Raw genomic sequence first — 25,271 nt, forward strand, 5'->3', positions numbered from 1 at the left:
AAGATCCAGTGCGAACTGCTGGCCTGACCTTAGGAACGCTTATGGCACTCGACGCGGCGAGGCTGCGGGTGCTCGTCGAGGTCGCGCACGCCGGTTCCATCGCCGCCGCGGCGGCCGGGATGGGCTTCACCGCCTCGGCACTTTCCCAGCAACTCGCCAAGCTGGAACGGGAAACCGGGTGCGCGCTCGTCGAGCGGCGACCGGACGGAATCCGGCTGACGGCGCCGGGCCGCACGCTCGTCGAGCACGGCGAACGCGTACTCGGCGAACTGCGCGACGCCGAAACCGCGATCCGCGCGGCCGCGGGCGAACACTCCGTCGAGATCGTCGTCGGCTCCTTCGCCACCGCGGGCCGCCTGCTCATCCCCGAAGCGCTCGCGAAGTTCCGCCGCGACCGGCCGGGAGTGCGCCTGTCGCTCGTCGACATCGAACCACCGCGCGGCTACGGCGAAGTCACCTCACGCGATCTCGACCTGCTCGTCACCCACCAGTACCCCGGTGTCACCGCGCCCTCCGCCGCCGGGCTGCGGCGCACCCGGCTGCTCGCCGACCCCATCCGCCTCGTGCTCCCGCCAGGGCACCCGCCCGCCACCCTCGCCGAACTCGGCGACGTCGATTGGATCTCCGGTCGCCGCGATTCGCCGAACCGGACCTGCCTCGGCCACCTCGCCGCCAAGGCCGGGATCACGCCGAGGGTCGCCTACGAGACGGTCGACTACGAGGTGACGCTGTCACTGGTCACCGCCGGGCTCGGAGTGTCGCTCGTCCCCGCCAGCGTCCTCGCCGGTAGGGCCGGTCTCAACGTCCGCGAACTGCGGAAACCACGCCCCGAACGGCTCATCCACCTCGTGCACCGCACCCGGCCGCCGGGTGTCGTAGCCGAGCTGGCGACGGTGCTGCGTGACACCGCGACCCGGGTCAGTACACTGGTCCACGGACCCCGCGCGGCGTCCACCCTGTGAACCTCCCCAGGGCCGGAAGGCAGCAAGGATAAGCAGGCTCTGGCGGGTGCGCGGGGTCCCCTATTCCGAGTTCGGTCGCCGTTGGCGACCTCCCGGTGTCCTGCTCCGCAGCGGGGGCCGAGCCCCCGCACCCCCACGGTGCGAGCTCCTCGTCTTGACGGCCTGCTCCCGTTCGGTGACACCAGCGAATCTTGCTGGTGCAGCTTCTCCTTCTCGTGGGTGAGGTGGGTCCCCTTTGTGCGGGAGGGTTGTGCTGGTTTTGGTTGCCAGCATGGGTTTCCAGTCGAGAGAAGGGGAACCGAGATGCGTGCAGGGGTTGTCGGAGTGGTGGCGGTGTCGGCGCTGGCCGCGGGTGTGAGTCCGGCTTCGGCTGAGGTTCGGCAGTCGGTGGTGGGGGTCGGCGGGATGGCGTTCCACAGCGATCGGCTGACGTTCGCCTTCGACGCGCACGCTGTCGCGGGTGCCCAGTGGCGGTCGCGCGGCACTTTCCACGTGTGGCACGCGGGGCCCGACGGGCGGGTCAGGGCCGAGTACGCGGGCACCGTGAAGTGCATGCTCGCGACGGCCGGGTACGCGACCGTCACGGGCACCCTCCACATCGTGCGCGGCGACCCGAAGATGGAAGGCACCTGGGCGGGGTTCAGCATCGTCGGCAACTCCGCGCCGAACCGAATCGGCTACGGCGGCCAAGCCTGGGGCGACCCCAAGCCCGGCAACGACTGCACCGCGCTGCCGCCCTACTCACCCGTCGAGTTCGGCCACTACCGAGTCAACTCCGGCGGCATGTGACCCCACGACATTTAGCCCGCTAAACGCACCCAGCGGTCCCGCCCCGCCCCGCGCGCCGGGAGCGTGCGGTCGGGCGCAGAGCGCCCGACCGACAGCCTGTAGTCTCGCGGCGTGGCTCTCGCGCTGTACCGCAAGTACCGTCCGGCGACCTTCGCCGAGGTCGTCGGCCAGGAGCATGTCACCGAACCCCTGCGCACCGCGCTCGCGGCCGGTCGCATCAACCACGCGTACCTGTTCTCGGGTCCGCGCGGGTGCGGCAAGACGTCCAGTGCCCGCATCATGGCGCGCTCGCTCAACTGCGCCAAGGGCCCGACGCCGGACCCGTGCGGCGAGTGCTCCTCGTGCGTCGCGCTCGCGCCGGAAGGCCCCGGCAGCATCGACGTCACGGAGCTGGACGCGGCCAGCCACGGTGGCGTCGACGACGCTCGCGAGCTGAGGGATCGCGCGTTCTACGCGCCCGCCGAATCCCGCTATCGCGTGTTCATCATCGACGAAGCGCACATGGTCACCACGCAGGGTTTCAACGCGCTGCTGAAGATCGTCGAAGAACCGCCCGAACACCTGATCTTCATCTTCGCCACCACCGAGCCGGACAAGGTGCTCACCACCATCCGCTCGCGGACGCACCACTACCCGTTCCGGCTGATCCCGCCGAGCGCCATGCGGGAGCTGCTCGAACGCAACGTCGCGGCCGAAGGCGTGCCGGTGGAGCCCGCCGTGTTCCCGCTCGTGATCAGGGCTGGCGGCGGTTCCGCGCGCGACACCCAGTCCGTGCTGGACCAGCTGCTCGCGGGCGCGGGCGCGGACGGTGTCACCTACGAGCGCGCGATGTCGCTGCTCGGCGTCACCGACGTCGCCCTGATCGACGACATGGTCGACGGGCTTTCCGCCGACGACGCGACGGCCGTGTTCGGCACGGTCGAGAAGCTCGCGGAGGCGGGGCACGACCCGCGCCGGTTCGCCACCGACCTGCTCGACCGCCTGCGCGACCTGGTGCTCCTGCGCGCGGTGCCGGACGCGGGCACCCGCGGGCTGGTCGCCGCGCCGTCCGAGGAGCTGGCGAGGATGTCCGCGCAGGCCGAGCGGATCGGCCTCGCCACGCTGTCCCGCTACGGCGAGATCGTCCACAATGGACTGCTGGAGATGCGGGGCGCGACCGCGCCGAGGCTGCTGCTGGAGCTGCTGTGCGCGCGGATGCTGCTGCCCGCCGTTTCCGATGACGAGGCTTCCGTGCTGCAGCGGCTGGAACGGCTCGAACGCAGGGCGACGGTTTCCGGTCCGCTAGCGAACGCGCCTCAGCAGGCCGCGCCGCCGCAGGCCGCTCCCCAGGCTCCCGCACCGGAGCGGTCGTACCAACGGCCTTCGCAGCGCCCGGCGGAACCCGCCCAGCCCGCTCCGGAACCGCAGGCACCGGCCAAGCCCGCGCCCGCGCCGACCGGGCAGGCGGCGAGCCTGCCGCCACGCCCGGTGCCGCAGAGCGCACCGGAACCCGCGCCCGCTCCGGAACCGCAGCCGGAACCCGAGGCCGAGCCCGCTCCCTCGGGCGGGATCGACGCCGCCGCGGTGCGCCGAGTGTGGCCGCAGCTCCTGTCCGCGATCCGCAAGAGCAGCCGCAGCACCGAGGCGATGCTGACGCAGGCGACCGTGCTCAGCGTCGAAGGATCCGAGGTCACGCTGACGCACAGCGCCGAGCCGCTGGCCCGCCGCCTTTCCGATCCTTCCAACGCGGACAAGATCGCGGCCGCGCTCGGCGAAGTGCTCGGCGGACACTGGAAGGTGCGGTGCGTGCACGGCACCGCGGCGGCGAAGGCGCCCGCCGCGCCGAAGCAGGCACCCCGGCAGAACCCGCAGCCGGAGCAGCAGTCGCGGTCGTACCAGCGTCCGTCCGCGTCCGCGCCGCCCGCGCCGTCCGCGCAGGAAGCGGCGCCGCCAGCTCCGCCGCCGCAGGCGCAGCAGCAGCCGCCCAAGCCAAAGTCGTTGCCGGAGCCGGACATCCCGCTCCCGCCGGAGCCCGACGACGAGGAAATGCACGCCGAGGAAGGCGGTCCGATCCCGGACATGCCCGCCGGAGCCGCGGCCCCGTCGGTCGACGCCGAAGAGGCCGCGCACAAGCTCCTCCAGGAACACCTAGGCGCCCGCCCCCTCGAGTGACCGCGAACCCGCCGGGCTGAGTTCGTGAGCGTGCGTGGTGCGAGCGTGCGGAAGTCCCCAAAGGTGACCTTCGGGGCGCTCAGTTCCCTGAAAGTCACTTTCGGGGCAGGCGAGAGCCGGGCGGACGGCGGGAGTTCTTCGCGAGGGCCGAGTTCGTGGCGCTCAGGTCCCCGAAGGTGGCCTTCGGGGCATGAACCCGTTGCCCGCCAAGGAGGATCCGCTTCCACGAGGGCCGAGTTCGCGGCGTTAGATGCCCCGAGGGTGGCCTTCGGGGCATACCGAACCGTCGCCGAGATCCGCGAGCCTGCCCGCGAGGCGGGCGATCAGGGCGGTCGGCGGCGGATCGCTCGGTAGTTCGTCGAGTTCGCGGACGCGCGCGAGTAGCGCGCCACCGATGTCGGCGAGATCTTCGCCGAGATCCCGCATTCCCTCGGCGAAAATGTCCACATTGGACTGTACGTGGCTCAGCAGCAGCGTGCGCTGGGTCAGCGTGCCGTGCAGCGCGCGGACGCGGTCGAGGAGTTCGCGGTCGGTGTCGTTCATCGCGCGAGCCACGCGCGTTCGCAGGGCAGGCAGGTCGGGTCGAACCAGTGGCCGCCGAGTTCGGGAATGTCGGCGCGGGTCACGGTTGCGCGGATCCCGCACAGCGCGACAAAGGACGCTCCCTCGGCGGGCGCCCGCCCCTCCAGCGCGTGGCGCAACCCCTCCGCCTGCTGCCACTGCAACATGATCCCTCCTGGTCAGTGCGTCGTGTTGACCCGAGAGTAATCACTCGTACACTCACCACAAGCATGTTGCGTCAACGAGACAGGGGAGCTGTGCCGTGCCACGGAAACCACCTGGGGTCAAAGCGAAGGGGCTCGGCGCGCGGTTGCGCGTATGCCGGGAGGAAGCCGGTCTCAGCCTCCGCGAAGCGAGCGAGGCAGTGGATTGGGACAAGTCCACGCTGTCCCGGTTGGAAACCGGTAAGCGGAACGTGAACGCGGACGAGGTCGCGCAATTGCTCGGAGTGTTCCGGGTCCGAGGCCAGGTCAAGAAAGAAATCATGGCTTTGGCTCGCACCCTGGAAGAGCCGGGCTGGTGGGATCAAGGAACCGAGGGCCTGCCGAAGGAATCGGTCACCCTGGCCGAATACGAGGACATGGCCACCAGGATTACGGACTGGGCTCCGCTGTTGATACCCGGCCTGCTCCAGACCCCGGACTACTTGAGAGCTTGGTTGCTGAGCAGCGGCTCCAACCCGGCGGGTATCGACGCTCGCATCGCCATGCGAGCCAAGCGGCAGCAGATCTTGCGCACTCCGCTTACTTACGTCGCATACCTCGGTGAGGCTGCTCTTCGCACGCTCGTTGGTGACGCCGCAACGTTGGCTCGCCAACTTGCGACACTGCGAGAAGTCGGCAGGCGCGACAATGTCTCGATCCGTGTCGTGCCAAGCAATGCTGGCCCTCATGCTGGGCAACTCGGATCTTTCATGACACTGGAGTTTCCATCCGCGCCGCCGGTCGTGCTGGTTGAACTGCTCCGATCGAGCATCTTCATGGACGAGCAACGGCAGACCGAGCCTTACTTCGCCACATTGCCCCGGCTTGCCGACGTTGCGATGAGTGAGACAGAATCGGCTCGTCTCATCACTCATTTGCAGACGAGGTTGAAAGACCATGGTGGAGCGGGTTCGTTGGGTTAAATCCAGCCGCAGCGGTGACAACTCCAACTGCGTCGAGGTTGCGCTGGGTGAGACAGTGCGAGTCCGCGACACGAAGGACCGCGATGGCGGCACACTGCACCTCCCCGCCCTCTCGTGGGGCCAGTTCGCCGCCGCACTCGCCCGCCCCGAGTAGGCATTGCCCTGAAGGCCACTTGGGCATGAGCAGCGCCGCCCGCGCATCCGCGAGGGCCGAGAAAGTGGCGCTAGATTCCCCGAGGGTGGCCTTCGGGGCAGGAAGCCCCGGAGGATCAGCGGCCGAGGAAGGCGAGGATTCCGGCAGCGATCGCGTCGGCGTACTTCTGGCGTCCGTCCGAAGTGGACATAGCCGCCGCTTCGCCGGAGTTGCGCATGTTCCCGCATTCCACCAACGCCGACGGGCGCGTCGACAGGTTCAACCCGGCCAGGTCCGCGCGCGGGGCTTCGCCGTCGTGGCCGATGTAGTTCGCCGTAGGGAAACCGGCCCCGAGCATTCCCGTGCGCAGCGCTTCCGTCAGCTTCCGCGACGGCGCGCCCTGCTCGTCGTTCAGCGGCGGTGACGAGTACGCGACGTGGAATCCCTTGGCGCCGGAGGAATTCGAGCCGTCGGCGTGGATGGACACCACGGCGGCGGCCCCGGCGGAGTTGCCGATCTTCGCCCGCTCGTCGACGCACGGGCCGATCCCCTCGTCGTCCTGCCGTGTCATCACCACGCGGACCCCGCGGGCGGACAGCGCGGCGTTCACCTTGCGCGCCACATCCAGGGTGAACGCGTGCTCGGTGTACCCGGCGTTCGACGACGTGCCCGTGGTGTTGCACGGTTTCGTCGCACCGCGGCCCGCGGGCACCTGCCGGTTGATCGCGCGCGCGTTCGCGCCGTTGCCGCCGTTGTGCCCGGGGTCCAGCACCACCACCGGCTGGTTCTTCGCGGCAGGCGGAGCAGCAGCGGAAGAAGAAGCCGATGACGAAGAAGGCGGCGAAGGCGCGAAAGAAGACGAGGACGGGGGCGGCGCGCTGGTCTGGCTGCCGCCGTCACAGCCCGCTACGAGGAGGGCGGCCAACGCGAGTACCGGAACCATGCGCACGGCCAACACGGTGCCACACCGGCTGCGGCTAGGCTGGGAGGCACGTGCAAGCCAGACCTGAGGATCGGAAGCCGAATCATGGTGCAACCCGGTGGCGGAATGCCCGACATGCAGGCCATCCTGCAGCAGGCGCAGCAGATGCAGCAGCAGCTCGTCTCCGCGCAGGAAGAGCTGGCGCGCACCGAGGTAACCGGCACCTCGGGCGGCGGCCTCGTCACCGCGACCGTGACCGGCGACCTCGAGCTGCGGAACCTCGAAATCGACCCGAAGGTGGTCGACCCCGAGGACACCGAAACCCTCGCTGACCTGGTGGTCGCCGCCGTCCGTGACGCCACGGCCAGCGCGCAGAAGCTGCAGGGCGAGAAGCTGGGCCCGCTCGCGGGCGGCCTCGGCGGTGGCGGGGGCATGCCCGATCTCGGCAGCTTCGGCCTGCCGGGCTGAGGGACCTTAGTTGTACGAAGGCGTAGTCCAGGACCTCATCGACGAGCTCGGCAGGCTGCCGGGCGTCGGGCCGAAGAGCGCGCAGCGGATCGCGTTCCACCTGCTCGCCGCGGATCCCGCGGACATCGGGCGGCTGCAGGAGGTGCTGGGCAAGGTCAAGGAGGGCGTGCAGTTCTGCGAGATCTGCGGCAACGTCTCCGAACAGGAGAACTGCCGGATCTGCCGCGACGTTCGGCGCGATCTCAGCGTGATCTGCGTGGTCGAGGAGCCGAAGGACGTGCTCGCGGTCGAGCGCACGCGCGAGTTCCGCGGGCGCTACCACGTGCTCGGCGGCGCGCTCGACCCGTTGTCCGGGATCGGGCCGGAGCAGCTCAGGATGCGCGAGCTGCTGGCGCGGATCGGCGGCGAGGAGGTCACCGAGGTGATCATCGCGACCGACCCGAACACCGAGGGCGAGGCCACCGCGACCTACCTGGTCCGCATGCTGCGCGACTTCCCCGGGTTGTCCGTCACCAGGCTGGCCTCGGGCCTGCCGATGGGCGGTGACCTGGAGTTCGCCGACGAACTGACGCTCGGGCGCGCGCTTTCCGGCCGCCGCGCGCTGTGACACGGCTGCACGACCGCATTCTCACCCTCGAACCGAAACTCGGGGCGGTGACGATGGTCGCGATCGACGGCCCGTCCGGCGCGGGCAAGTCGACGATCGCCCGCGTGCTCGCCGATGACCTGCGCGAACGCGTGGACACGCTGCTGATCAGCACCGACGACTTCGCCACCTGGGACGAACCGGTGGCGTGGTGGCCGCGGTTCGCCGACGGCGTGCTCACCCCGTTCGCCGAAGGCCGCGAGGGCGGTTATCAGCGCGTCGACTGGAGCCGCGGCGAACCGGAGCTGGGCGAGTTCGTCGCCGTGGCGCCGCCCCGCGTACTGATCTTCGAAGGTGTTTCCGCGGGCAGATCGTCGGTTTCGCGCTTCCTTTCCCTGCTCTGCTGGGTCGGCGGACCCGATGCGGAAGAACGGCTCGAACGGGCCGTCGCGAGAGACGGCGAGGGCAGCCGGGAGCACCTTCGCGGGTGGCAGGACTTCGAACGCGGATGGTTCGCGGTTGACAAAACCGCAAAACGTGCTGATAGCCCGATCGGCCTAGCGGATCTGCTCAACACAGGGCAGAGTGGGCACGAATAACTACGTTCCGTCATTGTTTACGTGCCCTTAGGGGCCAAAACCCGGTCCACGTAGCGCGATCGTAACCTCACGTGCTTAAGTGCGGGGCATCTTCCGGCTAGTGTCGGCGAGCACACCGTTGATTCGTCCGTTCCTGACCGACCGGACGGTGACTAAACCGAACATCTCCCAAGGGGTGCCAAATGCTCCAAACGCGGGTGGCCCGATCGCGCCGTATCGCCCTGATCGGGTTGGCTGGCGCGCTCGCGGTCTCGATGACCGCCTGTGCGACGTCCGATCGTGACGCAGGGGGAGGAGGCGGCACCGGCGGCACGATGGTTTTCGGCACCACCGGTAACCCCAAGATGTTCGACCCGGCGTTCACCGACGAGGGCGAGACCTACCGCGTCACCCGCCAGATCCTGGACACGCTGGTCCAGAACAAGGCGGGCACGGCCGAGCTGGAGCCTTCGCTCGCCGAGAAGTGGGCGCCGAGCAACGACGGCAAGACCTGGACCTTCAACCTCAAGCAGGGCGTGAAGTTCAGCGACGGCACCCCGTTCGACGCCGCGGCCGTCTGCGCCAACTTCGACCGCTGGTACAACATGAAGGGCGCCGCCGCCCAGAGCCAGATGATCTACTACGGCGACGTCTTCGAGGGCTTCGCCCACAACGAAGGCAAGGCGACCGGCCAACCGGTCTACAAGAGCTGCGAGGCCAAGGATCCGGCCACGGCCGTCCTCAACCTGACCAAGGCGAAGGGTGCCTTCCCGGCCGCCTTCACCCTGCCCGCGTTCGCGATGCAGAGCCCGACCGCGATGAAGAAGTACGACGCGGACAAGGTGACGCAGACCGGTGACTCGTTCACCTACAGCGACTACGCGTACAAGTACGTCACCGGCACCGGCCCGTTCAAGCTCGAGGGCTGGGACCAGGGCAAGGGCGAGATCACCATGGTCCGCAACGACCAGAGCGCGGTGAAGGCCAAGCTCGACAAGCTGATCTTCAAGGTCATCCCGGACGAGAACGCCCGCAAGCAGGCACTCAAGGCCGGCGACGTCCAGGGCTACGACTACCCGGCGCCCGTGGACTACGGCACCCTGCGGACCGACAAGAACCAGGTGCTCATCCGCCCCTCGTTCAGCGTGCTCTACATGGGCATCAACCAGCAGAACAACCCGAAGCTCCAGGACCTGCGGGTGCGCCAGGCGCTCGCCTACGGCATCAACCGCGCGCAGTTCTCCCAGAGCAAGCTCGCCGAAGGGTCCGAGCCCGCGACCGAATTCGTGCCCAAGGCCATCGCCGGCTACACCGACGACGTGACGAAGTACCCGTACGACCCGGCGAAGGCGAAGGACCTCCTCGCCCAGGCTGGTGCGAGCAACCTGACGCTGAAGTTCTACTACCCGACCGAGATCACCCGCCCCTACATGCCGAACCCCGCGGACACGTTCACCGCGATCTCGGAGGACCTGCGGAAGATCGGCGTCACCATCGAGCCGGTCGCCAAGCCGTGGAACGGTGGCTACAAGGACGACGTGCAGCAGCTCGGCAAGCAGGACATCCACCTGCTCGGCTGGACCGGTGACTACAACGACGCGGGCAACTTCGTCGGCACGTTCTTCGCCCGCAAGAAGACCGAGTTCGGTTTCGACAACGCCGACCTGTTCAAGGCGCTCGGCGACGCCGACGCCGCGCCCGCCGGTGACGCGCACACCAAGGCGTACCAGGAAGCCAACAAGAAGATCATGGAGTTCCTGCCCGCGGTTCCGATCGCCTACCCGACCTCGGCGCTGGTCGTCTCGGAGAAGGTGAAGGGCATCACCCCCAGCCCGTTGACCGACGAGCGGTTCAACACCGCGACGGTGAACTGACGGCCGCTGGCGGATAGCCGGTACGGAGGGCGGGTGCGCGCGCGACGCGCACCCGCCCTCCGCCCACCACAGGACGCAAGGCAGAAACCTTCATGCTTCGATTCATCGTGCGTCGGTTGCTCCAGGCGATACCGACGCTGCTGATCCTTTCCCTCCTCGTCTTCGCCTGGCTGCGCCTGCTCCCCGGCGGCCCGGCGGGCGCGCTCCTCGGCGACAAGGCCACCCCGGAGAAGATCGCCGACCTCAACCGGGTGCTCGGCCTCGACCAGCCGATCTTCGTCCAGTACTTCAAGTTCCTCGGCCGCGTTGTGACCGGTGACTTCGGCGCCTCGCTCGCTTCGGGCCAGCCGGTGCTGTCGGAGATCGGGTTCGCGCTGCCCGCCACCATCGAGCTGTCGATCAGCGCGCTGATCGTCGCCGTCGGCCTCGGCATCCCGCTCGGCTACCTGGCCGCTCGCTTCCGCGCCGGAATCCTCGACAACGCCGTCATCATCGCGACACTGGTCGGTGTCGCGGTGCCGGTGTTCTTCCTCGGCTACTTCCTGCAGGACAACTTCGCCGAGCTGCTCGGGCTGCCGTCGTCCGGCCGCCAGACCGCGGGGATCGACGCCACGCACGTCACCGGGTTCGCCGTGCTCGACGGGGTGCTGACCCAGGAATGGGACGCGGCGTGGGACGCGATCCGGCACTTGATCCTGCCCGCGATCGCGCTGGCCACCATCCCGCTCGCGGTGATCGTCCGCATCACCAGGGCGTCGGTGCTCGACGTGCTCAACGAGGACTTCATCCGCACCGCCCAGTCGAAGGGCCTGCGCCAGCCGACCATCCGGCGGCGGCACGTCCTGCGCAACGCGCTGCTGCCGGTCGCCACGACGATCGGCCTGCAGACCGGGTTGCTGCTCGGCGGCGCGGTGCTGACCGAAAAGGTGTTCAACATCCGCGGTATCGGCTATCTGCTCGCCGAAGGGATCGAACGCAGGGACTATCCACGGCTGCAGGCGCTGATCCTGCTCGGTGCCGTGGTCTACGTGGTGGTGAACATGCTCGTCGACATCTCCTACGGGATCATCGACCCGAGGGTGCGTGTCCGGTGAACGCGCTGATGAAGTCCAAAAAGGACAAGCTCGACGATCTGGCGGCCGCGTCGGCGGGGCGCAGCCTGACCGGCGAGGCGTTCCGGCGGATGGCGCGCAGCCCGGTCGCGATCACCGGCGCGGTGATCACCGGGTTGTTCGTGCTGGTGGCGATCTTCGCGCCGCTGATCGCGCCGAAGGACCCGTACGACCGGTCCATGCAGGGCATGGTCCAGCTCGGCCGCGGCATCATCCCCGGCCCGATGCCCGGGTACCCGCTCGGCGTCGACGACTTCGGCCGCGACCTGCTCTCCCGGCTGATCGTCGGCGCGCAGCAGACGCTGCTCGTCGGTGTGATGGCGACGCTGATCGGGCTGACCGCGGGCATCGTCATCGGCGGCACCGCGGGCGCGCTCGGCGGCTGGGTCGACACCGTGCTGATGCGCTTCGTCGACGTGCTGCTGTCGGTGCCCTCTCTGCTGCTGGCGATTTCGGTGGCCGCGCTCGCGGCGAAGCCGAACCAGTGGACGGTGATCATCGCCGTCTCGATCGTCACCGTGCCGGTGTTCGCCAGGCTGCTGCGGGGCGCGATGCTGGCGCAGCGCGCCAGCGACCACGTGCTCGCCGCGACCTCGCTCGGCGTGAAGCGGCGGACGATCGTGCTGCGGCACATGCTGCCCAACGCGCTCGGCCCGGTGATCGTGCAGGCCACGCTGACGCTGGCGACCTCGATCATCGAAGCGGCCGCGCTGTCGTTCCTCGGTCTCGGCGACCCGGACCCGTCCCGTGCCGAATGGGGGCTCATGCTCGGCAACGCGTCGAGCAAGTTCCTCGAAATCCGGCCGGAGCTGGCGTACTACCCCGCGATCGCGATCATCGTCGTGGCGCTCGGGTTCACGCTGCTCGGGGAGTCCATGCGGGAAGCTCTCGATCCGAAGAACAGGCGGTGAATCGCGATGGCATTGCTCGAAGTGCGTGACCTGAAGGTCGTTTTCCAGCGCCGGGGCGAGCGCCCGTTCACCGCGGTGGACGGCGTCAGCTTCGACGTCGAGCCCGGCCAGACGGTCGGCTTGGTCGGCGAGTCCGGCTGCGGGAAGTCGGTGACTTCGCTGGCGATCATGGGCTTGCTGCCCCGGCGCGGCAACAAGGTCACCGGTTCCGTGTCGTTCGAGGGCACGAACCTGATCGGCTTGTCCGACAAGGAAATGCGGGATCGCCGCGGCCGCGATCTCGGCATGGTGTTCCAGGACCCGTTGTCCTCGCTCAACCCGGTCATCCCGATCGGGCTGCAGATCACCGAGGTGCTCGAACGCCACCGCGGGATGCCGCGCAAGCAGGCGCGCGTGGAGGCGGAGGAACTGCTCGGCAAGGTCGGCATCCCCGACCCGAACCGGCGGCTTTCCGAGTACCCGCACCAGCTTTCCGGCGGGATGCGCCAGCGCGCGCTGATCGCGATCGCGCTGGCGTGCCGTCCGCGGCTGCTCATCGCCGACGAGCCGACGACCGCGCTCGACGTGACGATCCAGGCGCAGATCCTCGCGCTGCTCGCGGAACTGGTGCGCGACACCGAAACCGCGCTCGTGATGATCACGCACGACCTCGGCGTGGTGGCCGGGCTGTGCGACGAGGTGAACGTGCTCTACGGCGGCCGGATCGTGGAACGCGCCGAGCGGCACGAGCTGTTCGCCCGGCCGCGGCACCCGTACACGCACGGGCTGCTCGGCTCGATCCCGCGGCTGGACTCGGAGCGCGGCGAGAAACTGCTGCCGATCAAGGGGTCGGTGGCCGACAACATCCCGTGGGACGGCGGGTGCGCGTTCGCGCCGCGCTGCCCCAACGCGCTGGACGTGTGCCGGAGTTCGTCGCCGGACCTGGAAGGTGACGACGGCAGGCTGCTGCGCTGCCACAACCCGGTGACGCCCGCGATGGCGGCGGGGGAGGGAACCCGATGACCAGCACGACCGAAGCGACGCCGGGCGACACGCTGCTGGCCGTTGACGACCTGAAGGTGCACTTCCCGATCAAGCGCGGGGTGCTGATCGACCGGACGGTCGGGCACGTGTTCGCCGTGGACGGCGTCGATCTCGAAATCCGCCGCGGCGAGACCTACGGGCTCGTCGGGGAGTCCGGGTGCGGCAAGACCACGCTCGGCAGGGCGATCCTGAAGCTCACCGAGCCGACCAGCGGGTCGGTGGTGTTCGACGGCACCGATATCGCGGGCCTCAAGGGCGAGGACCTTCGCCGCCGTCGCCGCCGGATGCAGATGATCTTCCAGGACCCACTGTCCAGTTTGGACCCGCGCCAGTCCGTCGAGTCCATTTTGGTCGAAGGCATGCGGGCGCACGGGCTGGACAAGGACAAGGAGAGCACGCGCGAACGGTTGCGCGAGCTGCTGTCCGCGGTCGGGCTGCCGGAATCCTCGCTGCGGAAGTACCCGCACGAGTTCTCCGGCGGCCAGCGCCAGCGCATCGGCATCGCGCGGGCGCTGGCCGTCGAACCGGACCTGATCGTCGCCGACGAACCGGTGTCCGCGCTCGACGTGTCCGTGCAGGCGCAGGTGATCAACCTGCTGGAGGAGTTGCAGGACCGGCTCGGGCTGACCTACCTGGTGATCGCGCACGACCTCGCGGTGGTCCGGCACATCTCGGACCGGATCGGCGTGATGTACCTGGGTTCGATGGTCGAGGAGACCGATTCGGAGACCCTGTACCAGAACCCGCTGCACCCGTACACGCGTGCGCTGCTGTCGGCGATCCCGGTACCGGACCCGGTGGTCGAGGACGACCGCGAGCAGATCCTGCTCGCCGGTGACCTGCCCTCGCCCGCCGCGCCGCCGAGCGGCTGCCGGTTCCACACCCGGTGCCCGTGGCGGCAGGAAACCCGGTGCGACACCGAACGCCCGGTGCTGCGCGAAATCGGCGACGGCCACCGCGTCGCGTGCCACTTCGCGGAGAAGATTCGGGACGGCGAGATCACCGCGCACGAGGTCACCGCGGAGCTGATCGAGATCGAGGACACCCTCAACCCGGACGTCAACCCCGGCCACGCCGCCTCCGTCACGGAAAAAATGTTCGAGGGTTAGCTTCCCCCTCTGAAGGCCACCTTGACGGCACTGAATGCCGTGTCGTGTCTCGGTAGTTCTGCCGCAGGTTTGTCTCGGTTGTTGTGACACAGGTTAGGCGGCTGGGGTGAGTTGGCCTTGGTAGGTCTTGGTGTGGTCGAGGTGGATGTGGCCGATCGGGTCGCCGTCGCTGGTGTAGGCGGTGGCCCGGTCGCTGTCACGGATGATGGTGATGGTGTGTCCGGCGTGGGCGGTGCCGATCCGTAGCCGGGCGTGTTTGCCGAGGTTGACCGTGCCGGTGGTGCTGACTTTGAGGCGGTGCACGGTGGCGTCGTCCTGGACGGGCAGGTGCTGGGGTCCGCCGTGGCTGTCGCTGGTGGTCCAGGCATGGGTGGGGGTTTGCCGGCCAAGGGCGCTGTGGCGGCGGTGGTTGTAGTGCTCGCGGTAGACCTCGAGCAGGGTGCGGAGTTCGGTCAGGGTCGCGGGTTGGATGGGTTGGTGATCCAGCCAGCGTTTGAAGGTCTGGTGGTGGCGTTCGACCTTGCCGCAGGTCTGCGGGTGGTAGGGGCTGGAATGGATCAGCCTGCAGCCGTGGCCGGTGACGGTGCGGGCGAACGCCGATGGCCCGGCGTTGGGGTGGCGGCCGCGTGAGGTGAACGCGGATCCGTTGTCGGACAACACGATCGCGGGCGCACCATGGTCGGTGATGGCCGCGGTGATCGCGGTGATCGCGGCACGGGAGGTTTCGGCCTCGGCGGCGTGATTGGCCACCAGCATGCGCGTGCAGTCGTCGAGGACCTCGAACACCACCACCGTGGCCCCGCCGGCGAGGATGACCTCGGTGGCGTCGATCTGGTAGCAGTCCCGCGGCCGGGCATAGCTGAACCGACGGTAGGAGGACCGGGGCCGCTTACGGGGGTTGGACTCGGCCAGCCCGTGCCGGGACAGGATCCGGTTGATCGTGGCCCGCGACGGGACAGGCCAGCCCCGTCCGGCCCAGTCCCGCTCGGCGGCCAACTCCAGAAGCCGATCGCGGATCGGGTCCGCCCCGTTGTCCGGTTTCAGCTCCTTCCGCAGCCGCAGCACGACAGCCACGACCGGCTCCGCCGTAGCATGCCGCACGGTCTTGGGCCGGGTCGACCGCCGCCGCCACTGCCCCTCGGCCTGGATCCGGGCACGGTGCCGATAGAACGTCCGCCTATCGACACCATGCTCCCGGCACCACGCCGACACGTTCTCAACCGGCACTTCAGCCGTCAGCATCGCGTCCACGAATCGCATGATCGTCCCATTCCGCGTCATGGCCCTCACCACAACGCCGGTCAGGCGGCAGATCATGCAACATCACCCGACCCGGGTGTGTCACATGCTGCGATACACAAACTGTGTCAAAACAGCTGATACTGAACACGGCACTGAATGCCGTCAAGGTGGCTTCACGGCATTCCGGGATCCCCGCGAGGAGGGGGAGCCGAGTGCGGTTAGCGGGCTAAACGTCGTCGGTCAGAGCACGGTGATGGCGGCGATGGCGGGGCCGAAAGCGCCGCCGAGCTGGTAGCACAGGTTGAACAGGCCGAGTGCCGTCGCCCGGAGCCCCGGCGGTGCGCTGTCGGCGGCGGGGAGCCCGAGCGTGGCCTGCGCCGCCGAGGCCGCGCACACCGCGAGCCCGAGCGCGACCGGAATCAGCCAAGGCACCGGTGAGGCGAGCAGTGCGAGCGCCACCGCGGCGATCCCGCCCAGCGCCGAGACCAAGACGCCCCGGGAGAGCCGCGAAGACAGCGCGGCGAGCGCGGCGCCCATCGCGGCCCCGCACAGCAGGGCCACCAGCTGCGCCACGCCGATCGTGGCCGTGGCCCATCCCGCGCGTCCGAGCAGCGCGGGTACCGCGTAGAGCATGCCGAAGTACGAGGTCGCGACGAGCAGCGCCAGCGCGCCGGAGCGGGAGAACACCGGCTGCCGCAGCACCGCCAGCGGCAGGAACCCGTCCGGCCTCGCCCGCACGTGCGCGATCACCAGCGCGCCGGTGAGCACCGCACCCACCGCGGCGGGCAGGGGGTAGCGCGGCACGAGCACCAGCGCCGAGGTCAACGCGGCCAATGCGAGCGCGCCGCGCAGGTCGAAACCGCTGTCGTGGACCTCGGAATCGGGAAGCCGCCGCACCACCACCGGCAACGCCAGCAGGCTCACCGCCGACAGCGCGAGCGCGACGCGCCACGTCGTCAGGTCCGTGACGAGCGATCCGAGCAGCGCGCCCGTGGCGCCGAGCATGCTGAAAGCCGAGGTGAGCACGCCCATCTGGCCCGGCGAGCCGACGAGGCTCATCGCGATCGTGACGAATCCCGCGCCGCCCGCCGCCTGCAGCGCGCGCCCGGCCAGCGCGACCGGCAACGTCGGCGCGACGAGCACCAGTGCCACGCCCGCGGCCGCGAGGAAGGCGCTGACCAGCACCCCGGTGCGGGCGCCGCGACCGCGCACGAGCCCGGCGATCATCGGCGTGCCCAGTGCGACGGCCCAGCCGAACACCGGTCCCACCCACGCCGCCGCGTCGCGCGTGACGCCGAGGTCCGCCGCTATCTCGGGCAAAACGAGCGTGGGACCGGTCGTGGCCAGCGCCAGCGGCGTCGCCAGCAGGACCAGCCATCCCATCGCCACGCCGCCCCGGCGTGGCATGACTTTCGTCGCGGTCATCCGGCCCTCCCTCGAAGTAAACTAGTCAGTGCAATAACAACACTACACGGTATAGACTAGTTACTGCACTGACTGGTTTACATTGCTGAACTGGAGGAACCGTGTACGAACGACGTGTCCTGGCGCTGTCCGGCAGCCTGCGGACGGGCTCGCACAACGCCGCGCTGCTGCGCGCCGCCGGAAAGCTCGCGCCGCCCGGCGTCTCCGTCGCGCCGTGGGACGGCCTGGCCGACGTGCCGATGTACCACGCCGATCTGGACACCGCCGCCCCGCCGGAACCGGTGCGGGCCCTGCGCCGCGAGATCGCCGCCGCGGACGCGCTGCTGCTGGCGACACCGGAGTACAACGCGTCCGTGCCCGCGGTGCTGAAGAACGCGATCGACTGGGCGAGCACCGCGGCCGACGCGTCCCGTCTCGCCGGGAAACCGGTCGCGATCCTCGGCGCGTCACCCGGTGCGCTCGGGACGGCGCGAGCGCAGCTCGCGCTCCGCCAGATCCTCGCCGCGGTCGGCGCCGAGGTCGTGGCCAAGCCCGAGGTCGTTGTCTTCCACGCGCACGAACGGTTCGACGAACGGGGCGAGCTGGCGGACGAGCTGACCGCGTCGCTGCTCTCCGGGCTGCTGACGGCACTCGGTGACCGGATCGCCCCTAAACTGCGGCACGACATCCTCGAAACCGCGGACCGGGAGTGAGCACATGGACGGGGCCGGAACGGCCGCTCCCCGGCGCGGCAACGGTCAGCCGGAAAAGCGGCGCGCGATCACCGCGGCGGCCCGCGTGGTGTTCGGGCGCGAGGGCTACGCGCGCGCGACGGTCGACGCGATCGCGGCCGAAGCGGGCGTGTCGAAGAGGACGATCTACAACCACTTCACCGACAAGGACGAGCTGTTCCGGCTGGTCACCCTCGAAGGCGCGGACGAGGTCACCGACACCATCCACGTGCTCATGGAGCGCCATCTGCGGAAGATCCTCGATCTCGAAGAGGATCTCGTCGCCTTCGGGGTGGACCGGGCGCGGGCGATCTTCGACTTCCCCGACCACTACGCGCTCGTGCGCGTCCTGCAGGCCGAGGTGACCCGCCTGCCCGCCGCGACGCTGGAAACGTGGCGGCAGGCCGGTCCGGCGACCGCGCACCTGCGGCTGGCGCCGTACCTGCGCGCCATCGCCGACCGCGGTCTGCTCGCGATCGCCGACGCCGACCAGGCGGCCAACCACTTCAACCTGCTCACCATCACCGACGTGCTGCAGCGCAGCTTCTACGGCGCGATTCCGCTCAGTGAAGCGGAGATCGAGACGGTCATCGGCCAGGGGGTCACCGCTTTCCTGCGCATCTACGGCGCCGCGGAAGCGGATGCCTGAGCGAGCACGATCGGCCCTTCGGCAGGCGCGAACGGGGCCAGAACTGGCAAAATCCAGTCATGCTGGTCACCGTGCTCGGCGCGTCGGGGCGCACCGGAAGTCATGTCGTCCGCCTGTTGCGCGGTCACGGGCACACCGTGAAGGCGGGACTGCGCAGCAGGCAGCGCGGCCAGCACGCGGCGGCGCTCGGCGCCGAGCCCGTGCTCGCCGATCTCACCACCGATCCGGCCGGGCTGGTGGAGGTGTTCCTCGGTTCGGACGCGGTGATCAACACCGCGGGCGCGGCCGATCCCGACCCGTCGGCGGTCGCTATGGTCGACCGCGACGGCGCGATCGCCGCGATCGGGGCGGCCGAGCACGCCGGCGTCGCCCGGTTCGTGCAGCTGTCCGCGCAGTTCGCCGACTCCCCCGACCAGGGTGATCGGCTGGTGCGGTCGTTCCTGCTGGCGAAGCAGGTCTCGGACAGCGCGCTGCGGCGGTCGAGCCTGATCTGGACGCTGGTGCGGCCGGGCAACCTGACCGACGATCCGCCGACTGGGCGGGTGAAGGTGGCCGGGCACCTCGAACCGGGCCGGATTTCCCGCGCCGACGTGGCGGCCGTGCTGGTCGCCGCGCTGGACGAGCCCTTCACCGAAAACCGCGGCTTCGACGTCATCGCCGGGGACACCCCGGTCACGGCCGCGCTTGCCGCATTCTCCTGATCGCCCCATTTTCCTGCGCTACCCTGCGGAAGACCACAGGTCCGAGTCCAATTCGGACATAAGGGGACAATGGCGCATGAGGGGACGAAAGTGCACATCGATCAGATCCTGGAGTCGATCCCGCCGGTAGCGGTGTATCTGCTCGTCGGTCTCGTGATCGGGATCGAAAGCCTCGGAATCCCGCTCCCCGGCGAGATCGTGCTGGTCGGCTCGGCGCTGCTGGCGTCGCAGCACGCGCACATGAATCCGCTTTGGATCGGCGTCGCGGCCACTTCGGGCGCGATCATCGGGGACAGCATCGGCTACACCATCGGCCGCAAATGGGGCACGAAGCTGTTCGCCTGGGCCGGGCGGAAATGGCCGAAGCACTTCGGTCCGAAACACATCGCGAAAGCAGAGCAGGTGTTCCAGAAACGTGGTGTGTGGGCCGTGTTCTTCGGCCGGTTCATCGCGTTCCTCCGCGTGCTTTCCGGCCCGCTCGCCGGTTCGCTCGGCATGCACTACCCGCGGTTCCTCGCCGCGAACGCGCTCGGCGGGATCGTCTGGGCGGGCGGCACCACAGCCGCGGTGTACTACCTCGGCGTGGTGGCCGAGAAATGGCTTTCGCGGTTCTCCTACATCGGCCTCGGCGCGGCTGTCGTGATCGGCGTCGTGGTCGGGATCATCGTGAAGAAGCGCATGACCAAGCACGACGACGAGGAGGACGAGCCCGCGCGCGAGGACTCGTCTCAGTCCGTCACGCGCTGAGCCGTCGCCGGTTCCGGGAGCGGGTCGAGCGCTTCCGGAACCGGTGCGGTCCGCTTGCGCAGCGAGCCGAGCAGCACGCCCGCGATGACCACCACCGCGGCGCCGATCTCGATCGCGTTGTGCCGCTCGCCGAGCACCAGGAACGCGACCGACATCCCGACCACCGGCACCAGCAGCGAGAACGGCGCCACGACCCCGGCGGGGTGGCGGCCCATCAGCGTCGTCCAGATCCCGGACCCGACGATCGTGCCGAACACCACGACGTAGCTCAGCCCCGCGATGGCGATCAAGCCGGTGTGCGAGGTGACCGTCGTCAGCGAGGTCCACGCCGCCGACGGGCCCTCGGTCGCCATGGACAGCGCGAACAGCGGCAGTGGCGGCACGACCGACATCCACAGCGTCAGGTGCAGCGGGTTGTCCGGCTGTGCCTTCCGCGTGCTGAGGTTCCCGAACGCCCAGCTCAGCGCGCCGAGCAGGGTCAGGATCACCGGCAGCAGCGCGGCGTGCTCGGCCTGCTGCCACGCGATCGCCGACATCCCGGCCACCGCGAGCAGGATCCCGGCCCACTGCCTGCCGGTCACCTTTTCCCGCAGTACCACCGCGCCCAGCAGGACCGTGAACGGCGCCGACGCCTGCAGCACGAGCGAAGACAGCCCGGTGGGCATGCCCTTGTCGAGCGCGACGAAGAGGAACGCGAACTGCAGCGTGCCGAAGCCGAGCCCGTAGCCGATCAGGTAGCGCGGCTTCACGCGCGGCCACGGCACGAACAGCACGGTCGGGATGGCGATCACCAGGAACCGCAGCCCGGCCGCGAACAACGGCGGGAAGTGCCCGAGCGTGGCGTGGATGGCCAGGAAGTTGCAGCCCCACAGGACGGCGACGAACAGCGCGAGCAGGCGGTCACGGATCGGCATACGTCCACTTTGCGGGCGGAGCCCCGGTGAGGACCAGCGAAAAAATCTGCACCGATCTTGTAGCGCTGCTTCATTGTGCTTCGTGGTTCATTAGAGTGGGCGGATGGACATCGGCAGGTTGCGCGCGCTGCGGGAGTTCGCGGACCGCGGCAGCGTGACGGCGGCGGCGGGGGCATTGCACTGCACGCCGTCCGCGGTGTCGCAGCAGCTTCGCGCGCTACAGGAGGAGGTCGGTCTCGCCCTCACCGAACCGTCGGGACGAGGGCTGCGGCTCACCGACGCGGGGCGGACGCTGGTCGCGCGCGCCGACGAGGTGCTCGGCGCGCTCGCCCGCGCGGAGTCCGAATTGGACACTTACCGGAACGTGCCGCGCGGCCGGGTCCGGCTGGCGATCTTCCAGTCCGCGGGGCTGATGCTGCTGCCGGGTCTGCTGAGCCGGATCGCCGGGTTCGACGGCCTCGAAGCGACCGTGCGGGACGTCGACATGACCCCGGCCGACGTGCCGGGGCTGGTCGCGGACTACGACGTGGTGGTGGCCCATCGCGACGAGCACGCGTCCCCGTTCGACGACGAACGCCTCGAAGTGCGGCACCTGCTGCGCGAACCGCTCGACGTGGCGTTGCCGGTGGGCCACCGGCTGGCCCGCGAGTCCAAAGTGGACCTCGCCGAGCTGGCCGACGAACGGTGGATCAGCGTCGACTTCGGGTTCCCCGTCGACGACGTGCTGCGCTCGCTCACGGTGCGGACCGGCGTGCGGCCCAAGGTGGTGCAGCGCATCAACGACTTCCGCATCACCGAGCGCCTCGTCGCCGCGGGCCACGGCATAGCGCTGCTCCCGCGGTACACAATGGACACTCGAAGGGGTAGCGGGCTGGTGTGCCGCCCGCTGGCCGGGATCAAGGCGGCGCGCCACATCGAAGTGGTGGCCAGGGTCGGCGCCTCGGCGCGGCCCGCGGTGGCCGCGGTGGTCGGCGCGCTGGCCGACGAGGTCGCCGAACTGACCGGGCAGGCGGGGAAACCGCCCGCCCGGTCCGCGAGCTAGCGACGGTACGACGAAACGTAACTCGCGCTGGGTGTGCCGACGCCGGTCAGCCGGTCGTACCCGCCGAACGCGGCGAGCGGACCGGAAACTCCCGCGGTGTACAGGCGCTTGAGCGGCGCGCTGTCCGGGTCGTTCGGGTTGGTCAGGTCGTTGCGGGCGACGCTGAGCACGGTGTCGCTGACGTCCTGGTACGCGGGGCTGCCGTACCTGGCGTAGATCTGCGGGTTCGCGAACCCGATCGGCGAGCCCTGTGCTTGCTGCGCCAGCGCCTGGATCCCGACGATCAGCGGGCTGGACAGGCTCGTCCCGCCGAGCTTCGTCTCGTGGTAGCGGGCCACGCCGTCCTTGTCGCGCCCGGTGTAGCCGACGAGCATGCCGGTGCTGGAGTCCCCGTCCGCCGAGATGTCCGGGACCGTGCGCATCCGGTACGCCGACGTGGAGCCGTCGGGGCGTTCCTTCGCCTGCTTGTCCGGCACCACGCCCGCCTGGTAAGCGGGCTGGCGGAACACGATGCTCGTGCCGCCGCCGGAGCCGCCCGTGTAGGTCGACGGGTAGGCGTCCTTCGGCGCCGGGGTCCACCCGGTGCCGTCCTCGGTCAGGTTCGACCGGACGTTGCCCCAGCCGACCTCGGCGATCTTGTGGCCGTTCTGGTCGAGCCCCATCGTGGTGCCGCCGACCGCGGTCACCCACGGGCTTTCCGGCGGGTAGTTGGTCTGCTTGCGGGTCGACTCGTCACCCTTGCCGCACGGGGTCTGCGGGTCCTCGTAACCGCAGTCACCGGAGGAGTAGTAGATGCCGATGCCCGAGACCGCGGCGCGCTGGAACGCCTGCTCGAAGCCCTGGCGCACCGCGTCTGACGGTGGCTCGGAGCCGATGCCCCACGAGTTGTTGATCATGTCGGCGAGGTGGCCGTCGACGGCGCGGTTGACCGCGTCGATCAGGCTCGTGGCTTCGCAGTCCTTGGCGCCGATGTAGGTGACGTCGGCGTCCGGCGCCATCGCGTGCACGGCCTCGATGTCCAGCGCCTCTTCGATGTACAGGCCGCCGGGAGCCCCGCCGTAGCAGCTCGTCGACCCGCCGGTCTCCACGTACTGCTTGAGCTGGCCTGGCCGGAACTGCTGGAAGTTGTGCTTGGTGTTGTAGGCGGCCAAATCCGCCTCGATGGTCGGCGAGCCGTACGGGTCGAGCACGCCGACCGTCACGCCCTTGCCGGTCAGGCCGGTCTTGTCGATCCCGTACGCGGTGCGCAGCTCCTGCGGGCCGTACCCGCACGGCGTCCAGGCGACCGGCTTACCGTCCACTTTGGGCCGATCGGTCGCTTCCTTCTGCCCCCAGTAGTCCGAACAGGGCAGGCCGCGGTAGATCGTCGGCGGCGGGCCGTACGGATCGGGATCGGCCTTGACCTTGGGCTCGACGCGCGTCTTCGCCGGGTCTTCGAGGCCCGTCACGCCGAGCACGGCCTTCGCGACCGAGGCGGGCGCGGTGACCTCACCGGCGGGCGCGCGATGGTTCCCCTCGCGGTCGGCGAAATCGTGCAGCTCGGTGCCGAAAGCCTTCTGCAGCGCGGAAACCGGGCCGCGGGCGGCGACGAAGTGCGGATCGGTGCCGGTGACCGTGAGCCCCGACGACGACAGCCACTCGGTGACCTGCTTCGTCTGCGCCGGTGACGGGCCGAAGCGGTCCGCGATCTGGTGCGCGCTCAGGAAGTGCCGGAAATCCGGGCCGCGCGGATCCGACACCGCACGCGCGTAGGACTCCAGCCCGGCGGGATCCTTCCCTGCCAGGTAGACGCGGACGTCGTCGAGCGTGGCCGCCGGATCGAGCGCACCGCGATCGGCCGACGCCGTCGCCCACGCCGGACGGGCGCCCGCCACCGCCGCGCGCTCCTCGGCGGCCAACGCCGTGGAAACCGAGGCGAGCAAGGCCGGTACGGCCAAGGCGACGACGAACGCCGTGCGCCGTCTGTTCGCTAGTCGTGACAAGGGTGTTCCTCCCAGTAAGAGGGCACGCCGGAGGACCGCCTCGAGAAGAGGCGCCTCCGCCACCCCGCGCACGCCCCCAGAAACGTCTTGACCGGACGTCGGCGGCCACGGAGTCGCTCCCCAGTGAATGGTCTGTGCGGGAGCAATTTACTCAGAAGGTGCGCCGGTGCGCTAGAACTTCTCGCCGGGCGGGCGACGCGGGGCCGTGCGCAGTTCGCGGGCTAAACGTCGTCGCCGGAAGTGGGGGCGTGCTGGCGCAGGTGGGCGATCGCCAGGCGAAGGCCGTCTTCCAGCGGGGTGATGTCGCGCCGCACGTGCGCCATCTGCAGCCCGCCCTGCAGGCACACCATGGCGAGCTGGGCGAGTCGTTCAGGATCGGCGTCGGCGCGGAGCTTTCCCTTGTCCCGCAACACGTGCAGGCCGCGCGCGAGCTTGCCCTCCCAGGTCCGGTACGCCTTGTCCAGCAGCTCGGCGATGCGCGGGTCGTCGCCGAGCTCGCCGGTGACGTTGCCGAGCGGGCACGCGACCGGGCCAGACGGGCCGCGGTGGATGTCGAGCACCTGCTCGGCCCAGCGGTCGAAATCGGGCCAGTCCGCCAGCTCGTCGAGCGCGGGCTGCGCCGACAGGATGTGGTCGAGGTAGTAGCCGATCACCGCGTCGACGAGCTGGTCCTTGTTCTTGAAGTAGTGGTACATCTGCGACTTCCCGGCGCCGCAGGCCTTGAGCACCTTGTCGATGCTCGTCGCGGCCACGCCGTGCGTGTACATCAGGTCCGCGGCCGTACCGACGATCGCGTCGCGGGTCCGCCGCCCCTGTTCCGTCACGGCCACTGCTTGCGCGTCCATGTACCGAATAGTACAGTCAGCGTCGCTGTACCGATCAGTACATCGATGAAGGGGCTACCGACATGACCGAGCTTTCCGCGGGACTGGCCGGGATCAAGGAGCACGGGCGGGCGGTGATCCCCGCGGACGCGTTCGCCGCGCTGACCGCGGAGCAGGGCCGGTACGCCGACCGGACGGACGTGTTCGTCGCGGCGGGCGGCACCGTGCCCGACTTCGCGCTCCCGGACGCGACCGGGACGAAGGTGACGCTGGGCGAACTGGTCTCGGACGGGGCGGCGATCCTGGTGTTCTACCGCGGCCAGTGGTGCCCGTTCTGCAACCTCGCTTTGCGCGCCTACCAACAGGAACTCGTACCCGAGCTGGCGGGGTTCGGCGCGCGGCTGGCCGCGATCAGCCCGCAGGCCCCGGACGGCTCACTGTCCACAAAGGAAAAGAACGAGCTGGGGTTCGCGGTGCTTTCCGATCACGGCAACGAAGTCGCCCGCGCGCTGGGGATCACGTTCACGCCGCATCCGGACGCGCGGGAGGCGATGTCCGGTATCGGGGCCGATCTCGCCGGGCACAACGCCGACGGCACCTGGGAACTGCCGCATCCCACCGTGCTCGTGGTGGACGGGACCCGGACCGTCCGGTTCGCCGACGTGCGCACCGACTACACCGAACGGACCGAGCCCCGCGACATTCTGGCCGCGCTGAAGGCGCTCTGAAA

The 25,271-nt window shown here is 69.6% G+C and carries 26 protein-coding genes, 1 other RNA gene and 1 pseudogene; 20 read left to right on the forward strand and 8 right to left on the reverse strand.

Annotation, left to right across the window (positions count from 1 at the left end):
- Positions 1-119 precede the first annotated feature (119 nt).
- From HUW46_RS23880 to HUW46_RS23895, 4 genes and pseudogenes are all read left to right on the forward strand, one after another.
- Positions 120-845: pseudogene (locus HUW46_RS23880) on the forward strand (LysR family transcriptional regulator); the annotation flags it as partial.
- Positions 846-932: 87 nt separating this feature from the next.
- Positions 933-1,027: signal recognition particle sRNA small type (ffs, locus tag HUW46_RS23885), an RNA gene on the forward strand.
- Between the two features lie 238 nt (positions 1,028-1,265).
- Positions 1,266-1,751 (forward strand): hypothetical protein, encoded by a 486-nt coding sequence (locus tag HUW46_RS23890; RefSeq protein WP_215549392.1) that lies wholly within the window; start codon positions 1,266-1,268, stop codon positions 1,749-1,751.
- 111 nt (positions 1,752-1,862) lie between these two features.
- On the forward strand, positions 1,863-3,902 hold the full coding sequence (locus HUW46_RS23895; protein ID WP_215549393.1) for a DNA polymerase III subunit gamma and tau: 2,040 nt from the start codon (positions 1,863-1,865) through the stop codon (positions 3,900-3,902).
- Between the two features lie 246 nt (positions 3,903-4,148).
- Here the strand turns inward: HUW46_RS23895 and HUW46_RS23900 are convergent, their stop codons facing one another.
- Positions 4,149-4,445 (reverse strand): hypothetical protein, encoded by a 297-nt coding sequence (locus tag HUW46_RS23900; RefSeq protein WP_215549394.1) that lies wholly within the window; start codon positions 4,443-4,445, stop codon positions 4,149-4,151.
- Positions 4,442-4,630 carry a zinc finger protein gene (locus HUW46_RS23905; protein WP_215549395.1) on the reverse strand — a complete coding sequence of 63 codons (189 nt, stop codon included), beginning with the start codon at positions 4,628-4,630 and terminating at the stop codon, positions 4,442-4,444. Before HUW46_RS23905 ends, HUW46_RS23900 begins: the two co-directional genes overlap by 4 nt.
- A 95-nt stretch (positions 4,631-4,725) precedes the next feature.
- Here HUW46_RS23905 and HUW46_RS23910 point away from each other — a divergent pair, with 95 nt between their 5' ends.
- Both HUW46_RS23910 and HUW46_RS23915 read left to right on the forward strand, forming a co-directional pair.
- A complete protein-coding gene (locus HUW46_RS23910; protein ID WP_215549396.1) occupies positions 4,726-5,589 on the forward strand; it encodes a helix-turn-helix domain-containing protein in 864 nt (287 codons plus the stop codon).
- Positions 5,564-5,743 carry a DUF397 domain-containing protein gene (locus tag HUW46_RS23915; RefSeq protein ID WP_215549397.1) on the forward strand — a complete coding sequence of 60 codons (180 nt, stop codon included), beginning with the start codon at positions 5,564-5,566 and terminating at the stop codon, positions 5,741-5,743. The genes HUW46_RS23910 and HUW46_RS23915 overlap by 26 nt, the downstream gene beginning before the upstream one ends.
- Before the next feature lie 115 nt (positions 5,744-5,858).
- Here HUW46_RS23915 and HUW46_RS23920 read toward each other — a convergent pair whose 3' ends face one another.
- Positions 5,859-6,665 carry an N-acetylmuramoyl-L-alanine amidase gene (locus HUW46_RS23920; RefSeq protein WP_215550065.1) on the reverse strand — a complete coding sequence of 269 codons (807 nt, stop codon included), beginning with the start codon at positions 6,663-6,665 and terminating at the stop codon, positions 5,859-5,861.
- A gap of 84 nt (positions 6,666-6,749) precedes the next feature.
- Here HUW46_RS23920 and HUW46_RS23925 point away from each other — a divergent pair, with 84 nt between their 5' ends.
- From HUW46_RS23925 to HUW46_RS23960, 8 genes are all read left to right on the forward strand, one after another.
- Positions 6,750-7,112, forward strand: coding sequence for a YbaB/EbfC family nucleoid-associated protein (locus tag HUW46_RS23925; RefSeq protein WP_215549398.1), 363 nt, complete (start codon positions 6,750-6,752; stop codon positions 7,110-7,112).
- Positions 7,113-7,122: 10 nt separating this feature from the next.
- Positions 7,123-7,719, forward strand: a complete 597-nt coding sequence (gene recR / locus HUW46_RS23930) for a recombination mediator RecR (protein WP_215549399.1) — start codon at positions 7,123-7,125, stop codon at positions 7,717-7,719.
- 53 nt (positions 7,720-7,772) lie between these two features.
- Positions 7,773-8,297, forward strand: coding sequence for a uridine kinase family protein (locus HUW46_RS23935; RefSeq protein ID WP_215550066.1), 525 nt, complete (start codon positions 7,773-7,775; stop codon positions 8,295-8,297).
- Positions 8,298-8,479: 182 nt separating this feature from the next.
- Positions 8,480-10,150 (forward strand): ABC transporter substrate-binding protein, encoded by a 1,671-nt coding sequence (locus HUW46_RS23940; protein WP_215549400.1) that lies wholly within the window; start codon positions 8,480-8,482, stop codon positions 10,148-10,150.
- 92 nt (positions 10,151-10,242) lie between these two features.
- On the forward strand, positions 10,243-11,244 hold the full coding sequence (locus tag HUW46_RS23945; protein ID WP_215549401.1) for an ABC transporter permease: 1,002 nt from the start codon (positions 10,243-10,245) through the stop codon (positions 11,242-11,244).
- An 8-nt stretch (positions 11,245-11,252) separates the two neighbouring features.
- Positions 11,253-12,173: an ABC transporter permease gene (locus HUW46_RS23950; protein ID WP_442860993.1), complete on the forward strand. Its 921-nt coding sequence runs from the start codon at positions 11,253-11,255 to the stop codon at positions 12,171-12,173.
- 6 nt (positions 12,174-12,179) lie between these two features.
- Positions 12,180-13,175, forward strand: a complete 996-nt coding sequence (locus HUW46_RS23955; protein WP_215549403.1) for an ABC transporter ATP-binding protein — start codon at positions 12,180-12,182, stop codon at positions 13,173-13,175.
- A complete protein-coding gene (locus HUW46_RS23960; protein ID WP_215549404.1) occupies positions 13,172-14,305 on the forward strand; it encodes an ABC transporter ATP-binding protein in 1,134 nt (377 codons plus the stop codon). The genes HUW46_RS23955 and HUW46_RS23960 overlap by 4 nt, the downstream gene beginning before the upstream one ends.
- A gap of 93 nt (positions 14,306-14,398) precedes the next feature.
- Here the strand turns inward: HUW46_RS23960 and HUW46_RS23965 are convergent, their stop codons facing one another.
- Entirely contained in the window at positions 14,399-15,565 is a 1,167-nt protein-coding gene (locus HUW46_RS23965) for a DDE-type integrase/transposase/recombinase (protein WP_254124945.1), read from the reverse strand.
- 222 nt (positions 15,566-15,787) lie between these two features.
- Positions 15,788-16,972: an MFS transporter gene (locus HUW46_RS23970; protein ID WP_215549405.1), complete on the reverse strand. Its 1,185-nt coding sequence runs from the start codon at positions 16,970-16,972 to the stop codon at positions 15,788-15,790.
- A gap of 101 nt (positions 16,973-17,073) precedes the next feature.
- Between HUW46_RS23970 and HUW46_RS23975 the strand changes: the two genes are divergently transcribed.
- From HUW46_RS23975 to HUW46_RS23990, 4 genes are all read left to right on the forward strand, one after another.
- Positions 17,074-17,664, forward strand: coding sequence for an NADPH-dependent FMN reductase (locus tag HUW46_RS23975; RefSeq protein WP_215549406.1), 591 nt, complete (start codon positions 17,074-17,076; stop codon positions 17,662-17,664).
- 4 nt (positions 17,665-17,668) lie between these two features.
- Complete coding sequence (locus tag HUW46_RS23980) at positions 17,669-18,331, forward strand: TetR/AcrR family transcriptional regulator (RefSeq protein ID WP_215549407.1); 663 nt, start codon at positions 17,669-17,671, stop codon at positions 18,329-18,331.
- Between the two features lie 59 nt (positions 18,332-18,390).
- Positions 18,391-19,032, forward strand: a complete 642-nt coding sequence (locus tag HUW46_RS23985) for an NAD(P)H-binding protein (protein WP_215549408.1) — start codon at positions 18,391-18,393, stop codon at positions 19,030-19,032.
- Positions 19,033-19,122: 90 nt separating this feature from the next.
- Entirely contained in the window at positions 19,123-19,779 is a 657-nt protein-coding gene (locus tag HUW46_RS23990; protein WP_215549409.1) for a DedA family protein, read from the forward strand.
- On the opposite strand, the gene HUW46_RS23995 is transcribed toward HUW46_RS23990, so the two are convergent.
- The gene (locus tag HUW46_RS23995) at positions 19,761-20,693 is read right to left on the reverse strand and encodes an EamA family transporter (RefSeq protein WP_215549410.1); all 933 of its coding nucleotides are present in this window, start codon (positions 20,691-20,693) and stop codon (positions 19,761-19,763) included. The two genes, HUW46_RS23990 and HUW46_RS23995, sit on opposite strands and share 19 nt — an antisense overlap.
- A gap of 103 nt (positions 20,694-20,796) precedes the next feature.
- Here HUW46_RS23995 and HUW46_RS24000 point away from each other — a divergent pair, with 103 nt between their 5' ends.
- A complete protein-coding gene (locus HUW46_RS24000) occupies positions 20,797-21,735 on the forward strand; it encodes a LysR family transcriptional regulator (protein ID WP_215549411.1) in 939 nt (312 codons plus the stop codon).
- Here the strand turns inward: HUW46_RS24000 and HUW46_RS24005 are convergent.
- Entirely contained in the window at positions 21,732-23,717 is a 1,986-nt protein-coding gene (locus HUW46_RS24005; protein WP_215549412.1) for a S53 family peptidase, read from the reverse strand. The genes HUW46_RS24000 and HUW46_RS24005 overlap by 4 nt on opposite strands.
- 221 nt (positions 23,718-23,938) lie before the next feature.
- Complete coding sequence (locus HUW46_RS24010; protein WP_215549413.1) at positions 23,939-24,562, reverse strand: TetR/AcrR family transcriptional regulator; 624 nt, start codon at positions 24,560-24,562, stop codon at positions 23,939-23,941.
- A 62-nt stretch (positions 24,563-24,624) separates the two neighbouring features.
- On the opposite strand from HUW46_RS24010, the gene HUW46_RS24015 reads away from it, so the two are divergent.
- Complete coding sequence (locus HUW46_RS24015; protein WP_215549414.1) at positions 24,625-25,269, forward strand: peroxiredoxin-like family protein; 645 nt, start codon at positions 24,625-24,627, stop codon at positions 25,267-25,269.
- Positions 25,270-25,271 lie beyond the last annotated feature (2 nt).

Origin of the sequence: Amycolatopsis sp. CA-230715 (assembly GCF_018736145.1) — a bacterium.
Lineage (GTDB): Bacteria > Actinomycetota > Actinomycetes > Mycobacteriales > Pseudonocardiaceae > Amycolatopsis.

Bases quoted from the DNA above. Each gene is read 5' to 3' on its own strand.
- HUW46_RS23905 (WP_215549395.1), bottom strand. From the start codon at position 4,630: ATGTTGCAGTGGCAGCAGGCGGAGGGGTTGCGCCACGCGCTGGAGGGG.
- HUW46_RS23890 (WP_215549392.1), top strand. From the start codon at position 1,266: ATGCGTGCAGGGGTTGTCGGAGTGGTGGCGGTGTCGGCGCTGGCCGCG.
- HUW46_RS23945 (WP_215549401.1), top strand. From the start codon at position 10,243: ATGCTTCGATTCATCGTGCGTCGGTTGCTCCAGGCGATACCGACGCTG.
- HUW46_RS23970 (WP_215549405.1), bottom strand. From the start codon at position 16,972: ATGACCGCGACGAAAGTCATGCCACGCCGGGGCGGCGTGGCGATGGGA.
- HUW46_RS23915 (WP_215549397.1), top strand. From the start codon at position 5,564: ATGGTGGAGCGGGTTCGTTGGGTTAAATCCAGCCGCAGCGGTGACAAC.
- HUW46_RS23925 (WP_215549398.1), top strand. From the start codon at position 6,750: ATGGTGCAACCCGGTGGCGGAATGCCCGACATGCAGGCCATCCTGCAG.
- HUW46_RS23980 (WP_215549407.1), top strand. From the start codon at position 17,669: ATGGACGGGGCCGGAACGGCCGCTCCCCGGCGCGGCAACGGTCAGCCG.
- HUW46_RS23950 (WP_442860993.1), top strand. From the start codon at position 11,253: ATGAAGTCCAAAAAGGACAAGCTCGACGATCTGGCGGCCGCGTCGGCG.
- HUW46_RS23995 (WP_215549410.1), bottom strand. From the start codon at position 20,693: ATGCCGATCCGTGACCGCCTGCTCGCGCTGTTCGTCGCCGTCCTGTGG.
- HUW46_RS23965 (WP_254124945.1), bottom strand. From the start codon at position 15,565: ATGCGATTCGTGGACGCGATGCTGACGGCTGAAGTGCCGGTTGAGAAC.
- HUW46_RS24010 (WP_215549413.1), bottom strand. From the start codon at position 24,562: ATGGACGCGCAAGCAGTGGCCGTGACGGAACAGGGGCGGCGGACCCGC.
- HUW46_RS24015 (WP_215549414.1), top strand. From the start codon at position 24,625: ATGACCGAGCTTTCCGCGGGACTGGCCGGGATCAAGGAGCACGGGCGG.
- HUW46_RS23935 (WP_215550066.1), top strand. From the start codon at position 7,773: ATGGTCGCGATCGACGGCCCGTCCGGCGCGGGCAAGTCGACGATCGCC.
- HUW46_RS23955 (WP_215549403.1), top strand. From the start codon at position 12,180: ATGGCATTGCTCGAAGTGCGTGACCTGAAGGTCGTTTTCCAGCGCCGG.
- HUW46_RS23960 (WP_215549404.1), top strand. From the start codon at position 13,172: ATGACCAGCACGACCGAAGCGACGCCGGGCGACACGCTGCTGGCCGTT.
- HUW46_RS23920 (WP_215550065.1), bottom strand. From the start codon at position 6,665: ATGGTTCCGGTACTCGCGTTGGCCGCCCTCCTCGTAGCGGGCTGTGAC.
- HUW46_RS24000 (WP_215549411.1), top strand. From the start codon at position 20,797: ATGGACATCGGCAGGTTGCGCGCGCTGCGGGAGTTCGCGGACCGCGGC.
- HUW46_RS23940 (WP_215549400.1), top strand. From the start codon at position 8,480: ATGCTCCAAACGCGGGTGGCCCGATCGCGCCGTATCGCCCTGATCGGG.
- HUW46_RS23900 (WP_215549394.1), bottom strand. From the start codon at position 4,445: ATGAACGACACCGACCGCGAACTCCTCGACCGCGTCCGCGCGCTGCAC.
- HUW46_RS23985 (WP_215549408.1), top strand. From the start codon at position 18,391: ATGCTGGTCACCGTGCTCGGCGCGTCGGGGCGCACCGGAAGTCATGTC.